The following is an 18,443-nucleotide window of genomic DNA, read 5'->3' as shown; positions in this document are numbered from 1 at the left end:
GTGGACGAGGCCAGACACGGCCTCAAGGTCCGTTAGCAGCCATTCACTTCAACCCTGCCAGCGTTGGTTCTAATGTTCCCTATCGTATGGGCTTGCCGTGCAGACTATCGGCTGATTGCTCCACGACTGGCGGGGTTTGCAGGCGGAGAATGGAAATGGCGTCCGGCTTTAGACCCTGCCGGCAGGCTGAGGAGACGTAATGACACGGACTAAATCTCGTCGGGGTTGCGCAGTAGTCTTCGGAGCACTGCTTCTGGCATTGCCGATCGTGCCTGGTGTGGCACAGGCAGATTCGCCCACATCGGCCAAGGACCCCCAACTCATCACGAACCAGAGCTCGGAACTGCTCGCCGAAATGCGTCGGCAGGAAAAGCTGCACCCCGCGGCGCAAGCTCTGCTCGAGGCCGCGATGAAGCTGCCAAAGAATTCCGGTTACGCTGGTGTGGCGTACGAGGGAGACGGCTTGACCTTGTACTACAAAGGCAACTTGCCTGCCGCCATGACCAGCGCTGTTGCCGATGCCCGCCGGATCGGGCCGGTAGTGGTGAAGGTTGCAGCTTTCTCACGTGCTGAGTTAGATCGGGCGCAGGCACAACTGGAGGCTGCGGATAAGCGGGAGCACAGCAACATCCAGGCGATCGGAACGCGGGACGACGGATCTGGCTTGCACGTGGAGCGCATGCCCCCCGCGACCGCCGAGAAAATGCGGGCCAAGCTGGCCAGCAAGGGCCTGACCAGTAAAGACGCGGACACCTTGGTGGCCGGCCTGAACTTGGGCGTGCCAGTAAAGATGACCACCGCGACGGCACCCATCAACCCGCTGAGCCGGGAGAGCGACTTTTCGCCGTGGAGTGGGGGCGCACAGTTCGAGACTTGGCGCGACCTAGAGAAAAGGTATGAGTGGTGCACGACCGGGTTCACCGTAACGAAGAATTCGCGGACGTACATGCTTACCGCAGCGCACTGCATGACGGCACCGGACGTGGCCTTCAACGGCCACTTTGACGGCGATGCCTACTTTGAGGAGATCGGCCCGGTCTATCAAGAGGACTGGGAACATGATGTCCTGCTAATCGACGCCCCCGGGGAGGCGTGGATCTACGATGGCGGGGTCAACACCACAATCAGAAAGCCAGTGCACAGCTGGGGTTACCGGACGGTCAATGAACTGCTTTGCCAATCGGGGTCAAGGAGCGGTACCATCTGCGGCCTTAAGACCCAAGGCGGAGAGTACACGATCAAGGGCGTGGACTCCGATGGCGATCTCACATATATGAGCGATCTGGGTCTGGTGGAACAGATCAACCACCTCGCGGCCGGTCAAGACGGGGACAGCGGTGGGCCGGTCTTCTCGCTTGACGGAGATGGCGTGCGGGCCAAGGGAACTGTCACTGCGGGGGGTAACTCCCCTTATTATCTGTACTTCGCGGATTTGGACGAGGTCGTTGGCGGCCCGTTGGCCGCGACCCCGCTGACCCAGTGATAGCGTATCCGCCAGCACCATCTCAGGCGCCCAACTTTAAGTTGGGCGCCCGAGCAGCGGTATTACTCGAAATCGAAGGGGCGGCATGCCAGCCAGTTTTCATGGATTATCGCTGATCGTCCGGATGGGAGTCATCCCAGGGCTTATCGTTTTGCTGGCGGCGTGTGGGGCCGAGGATGACATCACGGCCGTGAAGCAGCCCGGCCCGCCCACCTGTCCTGCCACATTCGTTAAGAACGCACCCACCAAGGCCAGCCGCAACGGTGACCTCGTGCCCGAGGGAAGCTCGACGGGGGTGCTGTGCGTGTACTCATTTCCGCGCACCGGAGCCCAGTACCCACTGCGTCAACCGATCCCGTTAGCCGCTGACAAAGTGGACGGGCTGGCCGCTTACCTGAACACGCTCGACCCGGCCGACCTAGAAAGCAACGCTTGCACGCTCGCGGGTCACGATCAATATCAGGTCATTCTTGGCTACCCAGACGACACCAACGTCACGGTAAGGGTCGACTACAACTGCGGGATCGTATCCGCCGCCGGTGCCGTCCGGCAGGTCGGCCAAATGAAGACGCTGTTGGGGTTTTGGCCCGAGCGGGCAATCAAGACATACCGCACCCCGGCGCAGACTCCAAGCAGCCCACTGATCCGCTCCGGCACGGCCGCAACGGGCAACTAACCGGGGGACGGACACGTTCAGCGTCGCGTACTGCGGCACCGTCGTCCAGCCGGCGATCATGACGCGCTACCGACAGATCTTGCAGCAGGCCGGCTACGTGATGGCGGCGGCGGCGCGGGCGAGGCGGGTGAACATCAGGGTCAGCTCAAAGGCTGCGCCACGCTGTTCGCCGGTGAGGTCGGCGAGGCCGTCGCGGGTGGCGGGCTTGTCGGCAAAGTAGTCGCGGACGAGGGTGCCGGCGATTACGCGGGCGGCGTGGTGGGAAACGTCGAGGCTGCGGAACAGCCTGCAGCGGCGTACTGCGGCTGGCCGTCGGCGGCCACAGATGCACTCCGCTGCCGCGGTGCGCTCGCTGTGAACCGTCCCGGATCTTGTAGAGACTTCCCCGCTTGGGAAGGATCGGGAGATGGCAGGAACGAAGCCGTATCCGCAGGAGCTGCGGGAACGGGCGGTGCGGATGGTCGCGGAGGTGCGGCCGAACTACGAGTCGGATTGGGCGGCGATCACGGCGGTGGCGGCTCGGCTCGGGATCGGCACGGCCGAGACGTTGCGCAAGTGGGTCCGCCGAGCGCAGGTCGACGAGGGCAGTGGCCCGGGGTCACGTCGGAGGAGTCGGCGGAGCTGAAGCGGCTGCGGCGGGAGAACGCCGAGCTGCGTCGGGCGAATGAGATCCTGAAGGCCGCGTCGGCTTTCTTCGCGGCCGAGCTCGACCGGCCTACGACACGCTCGTGACCTTCGTCGACAAGCATCGGGACCGCTTCGGCGGAGTCGAGCCGATCTGCCGCGTGCTGCGCCAGCACGGGCTGCAGATCACCCCGAGCGGCTACTGGGCGGCCAAGAAGCGTCCGCCGTCGAGGCGGCAGGTGCGTGATGCGCAGCTGACGGAACTCGTCCGCGAGATCCACTCGGCGAACTACGGCGTCTACGGAGCTCGCAAGATCTGGCACGAGCTGCACCGCCGCGGTCACCCGACGGCCCGGTGCACGGTCGAGCGGTTGATGCGTGACGCCGGCCTGACCGGCGTCGTGCGCGGCAGAAGGATCCGCACCATGGTCACCGACCCCGGGCATGAACGGGCCGCCGATCTGCTCAACCGGGACTTCACCGCCGCCCGCCCGAACCGTTGCTGGGTCGCGGACTTCACCCATATCGCCGCCTGGTCCGGCATCGTCTACGTCGCGTTCGTCGTCGACGTCTACTCGCCGGCGATCGTCGGCTGGTCCGCGGCGACGAACAAACGAACTCCGCTGGTCCTGGCCGCCCTCAACATGGGGCTATGGCGCCGAGACCGCGCCGGACAACCCGTCGGCGCGGGCCTGGTGCACCACAGCGACGCAGGCAGCCAGTACACGTCGTTCCGATTCACCACCCACCTGCTCGATGCCGGTATCGACGCCTCGATCGGCAGCGTCGGCGACGCCCTGGACAACGCGCTGATGGAGTCCACCATCGGCCTCTACAAGACCGAGCTCATCAAGCCCCGAGGCCCGTGGCGCAGCCTCGCCCAAGTCGAACTGGCCACCGCCGAGTGGATCGACTGGTACAACAACCAGCGCCTGCACTCAGCCATCGGGCACGTCCCACCGACCGAATACGCAACGACGTTCTACGCTCAACCCCAGCCCCGCGAGGTGGTTGGAGTCAACAGCTGAGGTCTCCACAGAACCCGGGGCGGTTCAGACGAGCCCGGACCGATCCAATTGCCCAGCGCACGGCGACCAGGGCGACCAGGGCGACGCGGACGTTGCCGAACGGCTGCGGAGTGGTCTTGGGAATCTACGGATCAGGAGGTGGCTGTACAGCCATCCGTACAGCCAGGCCGGCCGACGGGCAGGAGTGACGAGCGACAGCAGCCGACAAGTCGAGCCAGGTCAGCGGCAGTGGCCGACGGCGGCCGACAGCGGTCTTGATCTTTTGCAAGGCGGGGGTCGACGATCGCTTCCCCTCGGGGAGTTCGCGGCGAGCACCCGGCGTGCCATTAGGCGAGGACAACAGGGGGCAGCCGAGGCCACGAGAGACCCTCGCGTCCTCCGTAAGAAGGGCAGCTACTTGGATGAGGGCTAGCGCCAACCGCCTATCGCGTAGGCGGTGAACTGCCACATCTTGTACGTCGACAGGGTAAAGCCTGGGATGTTGCGCCAGGGATAGTCGGTGACGCGATCGCCCAAGGCGCCGAAATGCATGGCCATGCTGCGGGCATCTCCGGCGAGCGCCCACGCATAGGCGAGGCTGCTGTGTGCCTGCACCCAGCCATGCACGGGCCGGAAGTCGGGGTGTCCCACGGACTGCGCCACCGCTCGGCGCAGCTGGTCGCGTACCTCCCGGCGTTTGCGGTATACCGGAGCTTTTTCTTCGTCGTGTAGTTCGTGCTCGATGTGTGCTTCGGCCACGAGCGCCGCGTTGAGCGCTCCAGGTGGAGCCTGCCGGGCGCTCTCCTCGGCAAAGGCATGCATCAGCTCTAGGGAGCCACCCCACTTCGGACACAACTGCTGCAGCATGGTCATCTGGGCGTGGTACGGGTTGGGCCGGGCCTTGGCTGCCCGGTCGTAGCGTCGCCGCGCCTCAGCAAGGCCCAGCTGGAGACCCCGGTTGATGCGCACCCTGCTCGTCCACGCGGCAATGTTGTCCGGCTCGTCGGCGGTCACCTCGCTCAACAGTTGATCGGCTCGGGCGAGGTGACTGTGGAACTGGGCGAATCGTGCGCGACTGACAAAGCGTGCCCGTCGGGCGGTGCGGATGTCCCAGCCCATCCGCACCCAGCGAGCCCCGAGCAGCGTGGCCGCCACCGTCGGGAAGGCAGACCCGTTGGTGGCCCTGTGCAGGAAGCCATCCACACCGCGTAAGTCGGCGACCATCCCCACCGCCACGCTGGGGTCGTGCTCTGCCGGCAACTCGGTGAAAAACCGTGTGACGGCTGGCCAGTCCTCACGGAGGACCGCGTCACGCAGGGGGGTCAGATCGGCGTAGTGGGTGGCAGGGCCGAACTTTGGCAACCGGAGGAGGTCGGATGCTTTCATGACAGACACGGCGCCGAGCATAGGAACTCATGGTCATCTCTGCTGCCCCGCGAGTCGGAGCTCACCACAGTGCACACGTCTGTCAGACAACAAGATCGCTCGTGAGTGCGGGTCGCTCTCACCACGTTCGCACCCACAGCCCGCTTATCAGTCGTGTTGATCTCTCACTGTGCAGGTCAGGGCCCTACGAGGGCGAGGTGCGGCGCCATAGTGCTGTGAGAGCGCGGCTGTACCGTCTCCGGCAACACCTTCACCTCACATATCTCTCCACCCGGTTCGGTCCACCTCAGGGATCCCTCGCCGCACCACCCGGTGTGCGTCGCCCACCCGCTTCGGCCGGTCGGCACAAGCGCCGCGCGGCGCCTCTGTAGGTCGCACCAACCAGTCCGCACCACCTGATCCGACGTTCCTCGACCCGACCCATGCACCCGGTGGGCCGGTCACCTCTGCGCGCCCTCGCGCCCGCGAATGGAGGACCTCACATGACCCCAACCGTCAACGGCACTCGGCTGACCCGACACGGCAGCCGCGTGCCCACCCTCCCCGCCAGGCCAGCCGCCGCGCCGCCGGCAGAGACGGACCGCGTCCCCACGGCGGGGCGCCTTGGCCCGCAGTCGACCGTCACGCCGGCACCAACCATCCACACGATGATCGTGTGCCTGCTCGCTGAGCTGCCCGGTGAGGCGCTCACCGCACACCAGCTCGCCACGCACTTCGGCGTCCCTGGCACCCTCACCGCCCATTTCTGGGCCGTACCTCGGCTACGCCTCTGGCAGCGCCAGTGCATGATCGGCCTGCGCAAGGGCCACCCCGCGCCCTGCGCCGGCGGACCTGTCCGCCTGCTCGACCTAAACGGCATGCGCCACGCCGCCGCCGTCGACGCCGGCATCCGCCACCAGATCTGGCAGCACGCTGTCCACGGCACCCGACCCGCCATTCCGTGGCCGGTGTTCGAGGCCCGCCATCTCGCCAACCCCGACAGGTACTCCTACGACGCCGCCACCGCGGACTTCCACGCCCAACCCCGCGTCAACGCCATGCGCCTGCACGCCGCTGCCAACCCTGGCCCCGGGCAACCCAGCGTCGGCGAGTTGGAGATGTACCAGGCCGGCGCGCTGGCCTACCAGCACTACAGCGCCGCGTCCGCCGTCGTCGGCGACGCCCTGCTCACCGCCGACGGCGGCAAACTCGCCCCGGCCAGCGACGCCCTCGCCGACCGCACCACCTACATCGAGCAGGCCCTGCGCTACCTCGACGCCCTCGCACCCTCACAGCGGCTGATCGCCGTCGCCCTGTAGAGCCCGCCCGCCAGGGCGCGTCGCCCCCCGGGCCAGGGCTCCGGCGGCAGCGCACATCTAACCCCACAAGTTCCCTACACGTCTGCCTTGGCAAGAGGGGGCGCTGGCCGACACCGGGCACATGCCACCGCCTCGCGCCGCAGCCCGCCGGAAGCCACGCACGACGGTCACCCCCTCCGCCACCGCCGGTCGGGGCCGAAAGCCGTTGCGGACGAACACACAGCACCGCCGGGCGCCCTGGGCTGGGGCGTCCGCCCAGCTCGGCCTGCGACAGGCGGCACTGTTCCTCTTCCCGCTCCTCGACAGGAGGGATCGCCGCGTCCCGAGATCCGGTCCTCGCACTTGATCCCCGCCCCGGTCGAAGCGTGGATCAGTGCGCGCCCTCAACTCCCATTACTGCTCACGAGAAGGGACATGCCCATGACCGACACCCCGCACGACACCGTTCCCGCGCACAGCACGATCAAGGTGCTCGCCGCCCTCGCCGAGCTCGGCGAGGCCACCGCGGCGGCCGTGGCCGCGCACACCGAGCTCGCCTACTCCACGACCACCTCCAAGCTGCGCGCCTGGGAAAGCTCCGGGCAGGCGGAACGGATCCGCACCGACGACGGGCACACGCTGTGGCGGCTGACCGCCGCCGGCCGCGCCGCTACCGCCCCGACCCCCGAATCCGGCGTGCAAACTCCTGCCGACCCGGGCGAGAACCCCAGCGTTGAGCTGGCAAGCCCGGACGGGCACGGCCGAAAGGGCGACGACCTGCCGGCGGCGACGCCCGATGAGCAGCAGGCGGCAGGCGCAGACCAGAAAGAACCGCCGGCGGGGGAGCTCGAATCCGTAGCGCGGCCAACTGACGATGCCCCTACGCCCACGTCCGCTGATACCGACACCGCAGGTGCGCCCCCGACCGACCCGACCCCGGATCAGGCGCCGACGACCAGCGACAGCGCTCAAGCACCGCAGGCAGAAGACCGCCCGCCCAACGCCCGGCGAGCCGGCGGGTCGCTGCGGGGAGCGGTTCTGGACGTCCTCCAGGCCCACCCGGACCGGCAGTACAGGGTGGGCGAGCTGTGCCGGCTGATCGATGCCGCGAACGCCGGGACGGGCGCGGCGAAGGCGAGCGCCGGAGCGGCCGCCAACGCCCTGGCCAAGCTCGTCATCGCCGGAAAGGTCGTCCAGACCGTGGAGCGCCCGGCCACCTTCCAGCTCGCCCACATCAGCGGTGGCCAGTAGCCGCCTGTCCCCTGTAGCCCGAGGGCGGGCGTCGAAGTTGGCGCCTCCCGCCCGCCCCCGGTGCTCCTTACCCGAGCAAGGAGCGTCACGAGTGTCTCCCATCCTGCACACGATCGTCACCACCGTCGGCGGGATCCTCGCCGGCCTTGCCCTCGCCGGCGCCCTGCTGTGGCGCCAACACCGGGCCCTCGAAGCGGCCCGTCACGACGCCACCCACGACGAGATCACCGGTCTGCCCAATCGGCGTGTCCTGCTCCCCCGGCTGCGCGCCGCCCTCAACCACCACAGCTCCTTCGGGCTGGTGTTGCTCGACCTCGACCGGTTCAAGACGGTCAACGACACCTTCGGCCACGACACCGGCAACGTCCTGCTCGCCCAGGTCGGGCGGCTCCTGGCCGGCCTCGACGCGCCCGTCGAGGTCGCCGCGCGGCTGTCCGGCGACGAGTTCGCGCTGCTCGTGCGCGGTGACCGCGACGACGTGGCCGCCGCCGCCAACGCCGCCTGGTCGAGCATCAGCGGCGCGCCCCTGCGCCTCGACGACGGCACCACGATCGAGGTGGCCGCGTCGGTCGGCTTCACCCTCCTGCGGCTCGGCATGAGCCCCCGGCACACCCTCGCCGAAGCCGACCAAGCCATGTACCAGGCCAAACGCCTCGGCCTCGGCGTGTGGGGCCACAGCCCATTTTCCGAAGCAGCCAGCTACGGGCGTAGCCGCGACCGGCACCACCACTGACCGAACCCCCATTCATGCCCACCAGGGACCCCGCAGCCGACGGCTGCGGGGTCCTTCCCGTTCCACCACTTTCGAAGGGAGATAAGCGTGCTGTCCTTCGCCGCTGTCCACACTCTCGCCGGCTGCCTCCTCGCCGTCGACGCCGAGGCCGACGTCCTCGGCTGGGGTCGTCCTGCGACGCTGCTGCTGATCCACGACCGGGCCCTGCACCCCGGCTGTTCGGCGAGGCTGCGCGTGATGCGCAGTGTCGAGTTCCCGCTGCACCCCGACGACCTGCTCACCGACCCCGCCGGGTTGCCCGCGCTGCTGCACCGCCTCGCCACCGCCGTCGGCCAGCCTGACCGCACCGCCGGGCCCTATCGGGTCACTCTCGACACCATCATCGGGCTGATCCGCGGCGTCGAGTCCGACGCCCGGCTCCTGGCCTGGGCGGCCGTCTACGACGACATCCTCATCGCCGCCGGTGAGCCCTTCCAGGTCCGTCGGGTCGACGCCGTCGACACCGACGGCCGCGTCTATCAGCTCACCCACCTGCACGGCGAGGACCATCCGCACCTCGTGGTCGACGACGAACCCGACCCTCACGACACCCCGGCTACCGGCCCCGGGCTGGCCGCCCTCCTCGCCGCTACCGCCCGCTTCACCGGACGGAGCCGGTCATGACCCCTCCCGAGCAGCAGCGCAACCACGAGGAGCAAGAGCCGATCTTCGAGACCTTCGGCCCGGAGGGCGAATCGATGCGGTGCCGCATCTGCGGAGCCGTCGACGAGGTCTTCCAGGACGAGGCGCCGTCGATGGCCGGCTACGGCGGAGACACCTACGCCCGCTGCATCCGCTGCGGATCCGTGGAAACCACCGACCCGATCTTCGGCTAGCGCACCAAGCCCGCCGTGTGGCCGCAGCCGACGACACCGGAAGCGGACGCGGACACGCAGCACCCGGTGAGCCCGTCGGCGGGGATTCGTGGGCCGGCGACGGCGCCGTGCGGGACCTGCCCCTACCGCCGCGACGTCCCCTCCGGAGTGTGGGACGCCGCCGAGTACGCCAAGCTGCCCGCCTACGACCAGCCCACCGCACGACAACCGGGCGGGCTGTTCCTGTGCCACCAGGCCGACGGGCGGGTGTGCGCGGGCTGGGCCGGCTGCCACGACACCGACAACCTCCTCGCCCTACGCCTGGCCGCCCTGCAGGGCATGGACCCGGACGAGGTCGCGGCGACGCGCGCCTACGTCAACCCAGACCCGAAGGCCAGGCGGGCGATCCAGCGGCTGCACCCGAAGATCGCGGCACGGCGGTTGCCAGCCGCCGTGCGGGAGTTGCCCGTCCCGCCGGCACCGGCGGACGGGGACTGCCTCACCTGGGCGCCCGCTACCGCGAAGCGGCTGCGGCAGCTCGGTTACCCCGCGCAGGTCGTCGACGTGGCCGGCTGGGCCGACGAGCAGGCCGGCGTCGTCGCCTTCATCCATCGCACGGTCCTGGTCGCCGAACCCGGCAGCGACCCCACCGGCTGGCACGTCATCGACGTGACCGCCCGCCAGTTCGACCCCACCCTGCCCGCCCGCTGGCTCTCCCGGTGGCACGACTACCTGACCGCCCTGGCGGACGCGACCGGCGTCCAGCGGGTCACCCGCTGGCCCCAGCAGTCCACCTGACCTAACTCCGGGACCTGCCGGGGCGGGGTGGCCCGGGCCTTCGGCCCGCGCGGCCCGAGCAACAGCCGCTCTCACCGGCCCTCACCCCGCGGAAGGCCACGCAGCCGCCCGCGCCGCGTGGCCTTCCGTCCGGCCCCGACACAGCCCGCCCAACCCCCACTGCCCGCATTGGTGCGGCCCGATGTGGCCCGCCTCCGCCAGGTCCTGCCCTGAACCCACTGTCGAAGGAGTTGCTCGTGAGCACCCGCTGCTATGTCGGCACCACCGACCCCCACCAGCCGCACCTCGTCCATGCCCGGTTCGTGCTCTTCGACGGCTACCCCACCGCCGTCGTCGGCGCCCTCGCCGGCATCTGGGCCAACCACGCCCGGCGAAACGCCCACGTTCTCGTCGCCGCTGTCCTCGCCCACGACTGGGAGTACCTCGACCCGACGATCACCGCCGCCGCCACGTCCGGGTTCGCCGGGCAACACCCCGTTCCCGGGGTCGGAATGACCCTGACCGCCACGTCGCCGGACGGCACGGTCGAGGCCCCGGAACCGGTCAGCGTCTTCCCGCTGTCGCAGGCCGCGCACCTCGACGTCGCGTGGATTTACCTCATCGACCCCGCCACCGACGCGGTCACCGTGCACACCGACGACGGCGAACCCACCGCCCGCTACCGCCTCGACGCCTGCGCCACCTCGAAGCCCTCCCCGTACGGGACGGACAGCGCCACCGCCCACCCCGTGGTGCCACATCATTGCTGCGTCCCCACGCCGGGGGCGCCGCGATGAGCGCGCGTGCCCTCGGCGCCATCAGCGCGGGCGTGGTCACCCTGCTCGTGCTGTGCGCCGCAGGCATCGGCGCGTTGTTCACCGGCGGACGCACCGCCTCCGCCGCCTGCTACAGCGCCGTCGGGCCCGACGGACAGCCGCCACTGCCGAGCATCAGCGTGTCCCCACCAGCCGTCACCGGCGTCGGCGGGTGGAGCAGTGAGCAGGTCGGCAACGCCGCCACCATCGCCGCCGTCGGCGCCGAACGCGGCGTCCCGCCCCGCGGCTGGGTCATCGCCCTGGCCACCGCGATGCAGGAGTCCACCCTGCGGAACCTGCCCGGCGGGGACCGAGACTCCATCGGGCTGTTCCAGCAGCGCCCCTCGCAAGGCTGGGGCACACCCGCCCAACTCCGGGATCCCCGCTACGCCGCCGGGACGTTCTACACGGCGCTGCTCGCCGTCGACGGCTGGCAGGCCCTGCCGCTCACCGACGCCGTGCAGGCGGTACAGCGCTCCGCCTTCCCCGGCGCTTACGCGAAGTGGGAAGACGACGCGATCGCCCTGGTCCGCGTCCTGACCGGCGGCACCGCCGCCGGCCCAGTCGGGGGCGACCTGGAGCAGGCGATGAGTAACCCGCTGTGCCTGTTCGACGGCGGGGACGGCCAGTTCGGCGGCGAACCGGTTCCCCTGCCGCCCGGGTTCACCCTGCCGCCCGGCACGCCGCTGCCGGTGGTCACGGCGATCGGCTGGGCCCTGGCCCAGCTCGGCACCCCCTACACCTTCGGCGGGGACTGCACCGCCGCGCACTCCGGCATCGCCCGGCACCAGTGCGACTGCTCCTCGCTGATGCAGCAGGCATACCGGGCTGCCGGCATCGGCATCCCCCGCACCACCAGCGAGCAGGTCCACGCCGGAACACCGGTCACCGACTACCGCGATCTTCGGCCGGGTGACCTGCTGTTCATTGCCGGCAGCCGCGGCAGCACCAGCCGCCCGGGTCACGTCGGGATGTACCTCGGCCAGGGGCTGATCGTCCAGGCGCCGCACACCGGCGACGTCGTCAAGATCAACAAGCTGGCGGCCTGGAGCGGCCAGCTCGCCGCCGTCCGCCGCATCACCTGACCGCACAGGCACTCGGCGCTGCCTGCTCCCGCCGCCCGCGGCAGGCCACACCCTGACCGGCCGCGAATTCCTTCCCCCCTCACTACACGGAGGTTGACCATGCGCTGCTCCCTCGTCGCCACCACAGCCGCCCCAGCGGCGGACAGGTCGGCGCCATGACCTACCAGCCGGGCGAGCGCGTCGCGCTCGAACACACCAGCGACCCGCACACCCGCCTGCGTCCCGGCGACGAAGGCACCGTCCTCCGCTACCTGCCCGATCAGCGGATCCTGGACATCGACTGGGACAACGGATCGCGACTGTCGATGTGCCTCGACGCGGGCGACCGGGTCCGCCGCACCGGGCCAGCCGCACCGGATGCCGCCTGGCAGCAGGTCCTCAACGCGTTGCATGCCGCAGGCGCCGCCGCCGGACGGTCGGCGGCGCAGTGGTGGGCGCAGGACGTGCTCGGCGGTCGCGCCCGAGGTGACGTCACCACCATCGCCCGACGGGTTCTCGCCGCCCTCGACGACGGGGACCCGGCGGTGCTCGACGGACTACCGCGGGCCGACCGGTACGTCCTCGCCGACGATCAGGCGCGGTACGCCGAGGCCGCCCCGCCGGGGTCGCCCGCGTGGGAGGGGCTGACCGCCCGCCGCATGGACGAGACCCGGTGGGCGTGGTGCGACGGGTTCGACCACGCGGTCACCGACGAGGTCGCCCGCCAGTGCCGGATCACCCTCAGCCCCACCGGGGACGGCCGGGACCTGAGCCACCTGCACCCGAAGCAGGTGCGCATCGGTGGGCCCGGGGTGTTCGCCGGGGACTGGGCGTGGACACCGAACAGCGACGGGCAGATGCGGATCCCGGTCGGGTTCGTCGGGACGCTGGTCGACACGTGGAACGGGTGGGCGGTGTTCGCCTGCACCCGGCAGGTGGCCGAGGCGATCGTCGCCGACCAGCAGGCCGCCCGCGACCGGTACCGGCAGCACCTCGCCGACGAGGGCGCCACCGCCACCGACGCCGGCGATCTGGTGGACGAGTCGATGGCGCGGATGCGCCTCCACGGCGACGTCATCGAGGTCGACGAGACCAGGGTGTACGGCGACCCGGAGGCGGTGCAGCGCATCGCCCCGGGCGCGGACGGCCGATACATCGTCATGGGCTGGGCCTGGACGTGGATCCCGGTGCATCCGTACGACTGCGACCGCATCGCCGCCGACATCCCCGACCCCCCGGATCAGCCGCCGACGCCCGACGCCTGACCACCTCTCAGCCCCTTCGACGCCTCACGACACCGATCGGAGTAAGCCATGTGCGACGACATCGACGACGAGTTCGGCGACTACGCCCACGAGGAGATCCTGCAGGCCCTCGTGCGGCACCTGCTCACCAGCGACGAGCTGGACCAGCTCTGCGACGACGCCGACCTGCCGCAGCTGACCGACTGTGACGGGCAGCCGGTGCACATCACCTCGGCCCGCAGCTACCGCGACGCCGGCGTGCTCACCCTCGACCGGGGTGTGTGGCTGGAATTGTCCGACGGCAGCGTGTTCGGCCTGACCGTGCACATCTCCCGACGGCCAACCACCGAGGTCACGCTCCGCCGCCGCTAACCCCCGCCCAAGCACCCCCGGCTCGACTTGATTCAGCCGCCGGCGGGTGCGTTCATCGTCGTCGCCGACCCGCGGGTTGGCGCCGGCACTGCACCCAACGCCGGCACCTCCCCGCGCTCGCGGGATGGCCGGCTCCCACGGGTGTGGTGGTCGCCCTGCCTGGGGTCGGCCCGCCTCACCCGTCTCCGCCGCGCGGACAACGCCCCACCGCCCGCGCACCCGGAGACGGGTGCGCGGGCACCAGTTCCCCTACGACAGGAGACCCGCATGGACCCTGCCACCCCACCCACCACCGGCGACGGCGCAGCCGCCGGTTCCGGCGGCGACCGCCGGCCCGGCTACCTCTACCGGCAGGTCGCCGCTCACCTCGCCAGCCACCCCGACCAATGGTTCAAGGTCCGGGAGATCACCGCCGCCATCACCGCCCGATCCTCCGGCGCCGTGTTCGAGGCGCTGAAGAAGATGGCCGCCGCCGGGTACGCCACCCACTACCCCGGCCCGCACCGCTTCCAGATCACCCAGGCCGGCATCGACGCCGCCGGCACCCTCCCACCACCCGCCCCGCGCGCCCCCTCTAGCGGCGGCGGCCGGGCGGGACGAAGGCAGCCGGTGCCGCGCCCGAACGGGGACCTGTACTTCCCCCGCAAGCTCGCCGGCGCCACCGACGTCGACGTGCTGCGCCGGCTGCGCGACAAGCGCATCCCCGTGCTGCTCTACGGGCCACCCGGCACCGGCAAGACCGCCCTCGTCGAGGCCGCCTTCCCCGACCTGCTGACCGTCGCCGGCACCGGCGACACCGTCGTCGAGGACTTCCTCGGCAACTTCATCCCGCTGCCCGACGGTGGCTACGAGTTCGTCTACGGGCCCCTCGTACAGGCGATGCGGGACGGGCGGGCGCTGCTGGTCGACGACGCCACCCTCATCCCCCCGAAAGTCCTCGCCGTGCTGTACCCGGCGATGGACGGCCGTCGGGTCATCACCATCCCCGGCTACCGCAACGAACGGGTCGAGGCCGTCGACGGGTTCTACGTCATCGCCGGCCACAACCCCGGCGTGCACGGCGCCATCCTCACCGAGGCCCTCGCGTCCCGCTTCGACGTGCACATCGAGGTCACCACCGACTGGGACCTCGCCCGCCACCTCGGCGTCCCCGCCCCCGCCGTGCAAGCCGCCATCGCCCTCAACGCCGACCTGGCCTCCGGGCGCGTGTCCTGGGCGCCGCAGCTGCGCGAGCTGCTCGGCTTCACCCGCGTCCGCAAGTCCCTCGGCCTTGCCGCGGCGGTGGCGAACCTCGCCGGCCGCGCCCCTGAGGACGACCGCGAAGCGGTCATCGCCGCCCTGCGGCAGCACTTCGGCACCGACATCACCGCGCTGACCCTCGGCAAGCAGCGCTGAGCCCTGAAGGAGAACAGCCCATGCCTCATCCCCGTACCCACCTGCAGACCGGCACTCCAGCACCCGGTGCGGGCGACCCGGCCTGGCAGGAGTGGAGCCACGCCTGGACCCGCCACATCCCACTTCTGACCGGCCGCACCGACCTGACGGTCACCGTCGCCCCGGGCGCCGGTGGCGGCGCACCCGCCTGCTTCTACCCCGACACGGCCCGGATCGAGGTCGACGCCACCCACATCGGCGCCCCCGACGTCGCCAACCCGCGCCGCGCCGGACACAAGCGCCTCGTCCCGACCGCCTACGGGCTGCTGGTCCACGAAGCCGCCCACGCCGCCCACAGCCTGTGGCGGACCCCGCCCGGCACCCCACCCGTTGTCGCCGCGGTCGCCGAGCTTCTCGAAGAATCCCGGATCGAGTACCGGCAGCGCACCAGGCGCCGCAGCGACCGGCGGTGGCTCCGCCATACCGTCACCGCCCTGGTCAGCCCCGACGACGCCCCCGTCGACGACCCCTGGCACGCCGCGCACCTTGCCGGTCTTCTTCTCGCCCGTGTCGACGCCCGCATCGTCACCGCCAAGGACATCAAAGGTGTCCGCGCCGCCGTCACCGCGATCCTCGGCCGCAAACGCCTCCTCCAGCTGCGCGACGTGTGGCGGCAGGCCCACGTCACCGACGACAGCGACGCCGACACCATGGTCGACCTGGCGTGGCGATGGTGCCGGATCCTCGGCATCAACCCCCACCAGCAACCCCAGACGCCCGTGCCGGATCCGGGAGTGTTCCCCGGCCGGCTCGCCCAGGCCCTCACCGACTACCTCGCCCACGCCGGCGGGCTCACCCCCGCCGAATACCGGGCCCGGCAGATCACCGCCCGGCACTCCGCGCCCGCCAGCTGGACGCGCCGCGACCCCACCGACGCCGAACGCGCCGCCGCCCGACACCTCGCCGCCCGGCTGCGCCGCGCCCGCACCCACCAGCCCGAACCCGACACCCGGCCGAGCCTCATCCCACCCGGCCGGCTCCGCACCCGCCACGCCATCACCGCCCAGGCACAGATCGCCGCCGGCACCATCCCCACCGCCACACCCTGGCAACGCCGCACCACCCTGCCGCCGCCGAAGCCGACCCTGCACCTGGGCGTCATCGTCGACGTGTCCTTCTCCATGCGCCCGTACGCGGCACCGATGTCGTCGGCCGGGTGGATCCTCGCCCACGCCGCCCGCAGCAGCGACGCCGTCACCGCCACCATCGCCTTCGGCAGCACCGTCACCCTGCTCATCGGCCCCCGGCGACGCCCCAGCCACGTGCAGGACATGCACACCTTCGGGGGCAGCAGCACCTTCCTCGACGCCGTCAAACTCGCCGACGACCTCCTGCAGCTCCGCCAACCCGGCCGGTTGCGGATGCTCGCGGTCGTCTCCGACGGCGACCTCGACAGCATCCCGGCAGCACAACGACTCGTCAGCACCCTGCACCGGGCCGGATGCGCGGTGCTGTGGCTGCGCCCCGCCGACCTGGACGGGCACACCTTCACCGACACCACCACCGTCCTCATCAGCGACCCGGTACAGGCCATCGACCACATCGCCGGCGCCGCCGTCGCCGCCCTCGAGCAGGCCTGACACCCAGCCCCGCCCGATCTCCGCCGAGCAGGGCGCCTGCAGACGCCGGCCACGGCCCATGGCCCCGCGTGCCGGATCGACCGGCACCCACCCGGGTGGCCTTCCCCCGCACCGCCTTCAGCCGCTTGCCCGGCTACCCACGCACCCCGGGCACGGCCGCACGGCCGTGCCCGGGTCCCCACCCACACATCTCAGGAGACACCGTGAGCGACCCGCACCGCCTACCGATCACCTCACCGGCTGACCTGCTCACCGCCGTGCCCTACCTACTCGGCTTCCACCCCACCGACAGCCTCGTCATCGTCGGCCTCGCCGGCACCAGAGTCGCCGTTGCCAGCCGCACCGACCTACCCGCCTCCCCCGATCTGGTTGGCTGGGCTGACGACGTCATGCCTCAGCAGCTGCGCATGCTTCACCACGCATCGGTGACCACCGCGATCGTCATCGGCTATGGCCCCGCCAGCCTGGTCACCCCGGTCCTCGACACCCTCACACCCCGGCTGCGCGCCGCCGCCATCGACGTCTTCGACGCGCTCCGCGTCACCGGCCGGCGCTACTACTCCTACCTTTGCCAGAACCCCGACTGCTGCCCCATCGACGGGCGGCCCTTCGACCCCGACCGCAGCGACCTCACCCTGCACGCCATCGTCGCCGGCCACACCGCCCTACCCGACCGGCAGGCGCTCGTCGCCACCATCGCGCCCATCGGCGGACCTGCCCGCGCCGCCGTCACCCGCGCCACCTACCGGGCCCGGGCCCGCCGCCGCGCCCTCACCGCCGACGGCCGCGACGCGCTGATCCGCGCCGGCGAGGACATCGTGCGGAAGACGTTCGCCCGCTACGCCGACGGTCAGGTACTCACCGACGACGAACTGGCCTGGCTCACAGTGCTCCTGCCGATCACCGCCATCCGCGATGCCGCCTGGCGGGCCACCGACTCGCAGCCGTGGCACGTCGCGATGTGGAGCGACATCACCCGCCGCGCCCAACCCGGCCTCGCCGCCCCACCCGCCAGCCTGCTCGCCTTCGCCGCCTGGCGCAGCGGCGCCGGCGCACTCGCCGGCGTCGCCGTCGACCGTGCCCTACAGGCGGATCCCACCTATTCCCTCGCCCAGCTCATCGACCGGGCGCTGCGCGAAGGACTCCCCCCGTCGGTGCTCGACGGCTGGCCCGACCAGGGCTTCCCCGCCACGCCCTGACCCACGCCCGCCCCCACCTGTGAATCCGGAGGAACCTATGTCCGATCAGCTCGACGTCCTGCGACGACTCGCCCTTGTCGAGGGCTACCGCTTCGACGCCGACCAGTTCCACCACACCACTGCTCAAGCCCCCGATACGGTGTGCGCGCTCATGTCCGCCGTCGGCGCCATCACCACCGCCGACGCACAGATCGCCGCGCTCAGGGCCGCAGCAGACGTCCTCTGGGAGGTCTACGAGGGCCCACGCCCAGCCGACGTCACGGCGATGCGTGAGCGGCTCGCTCAGGTCACCGACGCACTCGCCCGCGCACTCGCCGAACGGGACACCGCCCGCTCACGGCTGCGCCGCGAGTGCAAGACCCTCGCCGACCTCGGCACCGCTCTGATCTCCCCCGCCCACAACGCCCCGCCGACTGACCAGCCAGACGACGCCGACCCGCCGACGCCCTGACCCAGCGGCGCCGACACCCCGTCGGCACCAACCGTGCCGGCACCGCACCGTCTGCCGGCAATCCGCCTTCAAGCCTCGCTGGCGGCGGATACGGACGCCAGCACAACCGATCACCGACATCAGAGCGAGAAGCGCGTTAAGGCGTGTTTCATAAGCCGGTCAGAGCCACTCGGTGATGATGGTGATGGTCAGGACGGCTTGGAAGCGGACGGCGAG

The 18,443-nt window shown here is 70.7% G+C and carries 17 protein-coding genes and 1 pseudogene; 17 read left to right on the top strand and 1 reads right to left on the bottom strand.

Translation table 11 applies throughout. The annotated features are described in order from the left end of the window. Window positions 1-277: 277 nt before the first annotated feature. The 3 genes and pseudogenes from ACVCAH_RS33025 to ACVCAH_RS33015 all read left to right on the top strand — a co-directional run bounded on the left by ACVCAH_RS33025 (window position 278) and on the right by ACVCAH_RS33015 (window position 3,811). Window positions 278-1,483 (top strand): trypsin-like serine protease, encoded by a 1,206-nt coding sequence (locus ACVCAH_RS33025; protein ID WP_447140164.1) that lies wholly within the window; start codon window positions 278-280, stop codon window positions 1,481-1,483. An 85-nt stretch (window positions 1,484-1,568) separates the two neighbouring features. Beyond that, window positions 1,569-2,159, top strand: coding sequence for a hypothetical protein (locus ACVCAH_RS33020; protein WP_447140163.1), 591 nt, complete (start codon window positions 1,569-1,571; stop codon window positions 2,157-2,159). 406 nt (window positions 2,160-2,565) lie between these two features. Next, window positions 2,566-3,811 (top strand): annotated as a pseudogene (locus ACVCAH_RS33015) (IS3 family transposase). A gap of 408 nt (window positions 3,812-4,219) precedes the next feature. Here ACVCAH_RS33015 and ACVCAH_RS33010 read toward each other — a convergent pair. Beyond that, entirely contained in the window at window positions 4,220-5,185 is a 966-nt protein-coding gene (locus ACVCAH_RS33010; protein ID WP_447140162.1) for a hypothetical protein, read from the bottom strand. A 638-nt stretch (window positions 5,186-5,823) separates the two neighbouring features. On the opposite strand from ACVCAH_RS33010, the gene ACVCAH_RS33005 reads away from it, so the two are divergent. From ACVCAH_RS33005 to ACVCAH_RS32940, 14 genes are all read left to right on the top strand, one after another. Then, on the top strand, window positions 5,824-6,474 hold the full coding sequence (locus ACVCAH_RS33005; protein WP_447140161.1) for a hypothetical protein: 651 nt from the start codon (window positions 5,824-5,826) through the stop codon (window positions 6,472-6,474). A gap of 420 nt (window positions 6,475-6,894) precedes the next feature. Beyond that, on the top strand, window positions 6,895-7,704 hold the full coding sequence (locus tag ACVCAH_RS33000; RefSeq protein ID WP_447140160.1) for a MarR family transcriptional regulator: 810 nt from the start codon (window positions 6,895-6,897) through the stop codon (window positions 7,702-7,704). 91 nt (window positions 7,705-7,795) lie between these two features. Then, window positions 7,796-8,437: a GGDEF domain-containing protein gene (locus ACVCAH_RS32995; protein WP_447140159.1), complete on the top strand. Its 642-nt coding sequence runs from the start codon at window positions 7,796-7,798 to the stop codon at window positions 8,435-8,437. An 87-nt stretch (window positions 8,438-8,524) separates the two neighbouring features. Beyond that, window positions 8,525-9,100 carry a hypothetical protein gene (locus tag ACVCAH_RS32990; RefSeq protein ID WP_447140158.1) on the top strand — a complete coding sequence of 192 codons (576 nt, stop codon included), beginning with the start codon at window positions 8,525-8,527 and terminating at the stop codon, window positions 9,098-9,100. After that, the gene (locus tag ACVCAH_RS32985; protein WP_447140157.1) at window positions 9,097-9,312 is read left to right on the top strand and encodes a hypothetical protein; all 216 of its coding nucleotides are present in this window, start codon (window positions 9,097-9,099) and stop codon (window positions 9,310-9,312) included. Before ACVCAH_RS32990 ends, ACVCAH_RS32985 begins: the two co-directional genes overlap by 4 nt. Before the next feature lie 66 nt (window positions 9,313-9,378). Next, window positions 9,379-10,089, top strand: a complete 711-nt coding sequence (locus ACVCAH_RS32980) for a DUF6283 family protein (RefSeq protein ID WP_447140156.1) — start codon at window positions 9,379-9,381, stop codon at window positions 10,087-10,089. Window positions 10,090-10,325: 236 nt separating this feature from the next. Beyond that, the gene (locus ACVCAH_RS32975) at window positions 10,326-10,865 is read left to right on the top strand and encodes a hypothetical protein (RefSeq protein WP_447140155.1); all 540 of its coding nucleotides are present in this window, start codon (window positions 10,326-10,328) and stop codon (window positions 10,863-10,865) included. Next, a complete protein-coding gene (locus ACVCAH_RS32970; protein WP_447140154.1) occupies window positions 10,862-11,968 on the top strand; it encodes a C40 family peptidase in 1,107 nt (368 codons plus the stop codon). The genes ACVCAH_RS32975 and ACVCAH_RS32970 overlap by 4 nt, the downstream gene beginning before the upstream one ends. Before the next feature lie 155 nt (window positions 11,969-12,123). Next, window positions 12,124-13,212 carry a DUF4314 domain-containing protein gene (locus tag ACVCAH_RS32965; protein WP_447140153.1) on the top strand — a complete coding sequence of 363 codons (1,089 nt, stop codon included), beginning with the start codon at window positions 12,124-12,126 and terminating at the stop codon, window positions 13,210-13,212. 48 nt (window positions 13,213-13,260) lie between these two features. Then, a complete protein-coding gene (locus ACVCAH_RS32960) occupies window positions 13,261-13,563 on the top strand; it encodes a hypothetical protein (protein ID WP_447140152.1) in 303 nt (100 codons plus the stop codon). 267 nt (window positions 13,564-13,830) lie between these two features. Next, entirely contained in the window at window positions 13,831-14,958 is a 1,128-nt protein-coding gene (locus tag ACVCAH_RS32955; protein ID WP_447140151.1) for an AAA family ATPase, read from the top strand. 20 nt (window positions 14,959-14,978) lie between these two features. Next, window positions 14,979-16,577: a VWA domain-containing protein gene (locus ACVCAH_RS32950; protein WP_447140150.1), complete on the top strand. Its 1,599-nt coding sequence runs from the start codon at window positions 14,979-14,981 to the stop codon at window positions 16,575-16,577. Window positions 16,578-16,780: 203 nt separating this feature from the next. After that, window positions 16,781-17,776, top strand: a complete 996-nt coding sequence (locus ACVCAH_RS32945) for a DUF4192 domain-containing protein (protein WP_447140149.1) — start codon at window positions 16,781-16,783, stop codon at window positions 17,774-17,776. Window positions 17,777-17,813: 37 nt separating this feature from the next. Beyond that, on the top strand, window positions 17,814-18,227 hold the full coding sequence (locus ACVCAH_RS32940) for a hypothetical protein (RefSeq protein WP_447140148.1): 414 nt from the start codon (window positions 17,814-17,816) through the stop codon (window positions 18,225-18,227). Window positions 18,228-18,443 lie beyond the last annotated feature (216 nt).

This window comes from Micromonospora sp. LZ34, from assembly GCF_052981855.1.
This window is presented reverse-complemented; position numbering and strand designations above follow the sequence as displayed.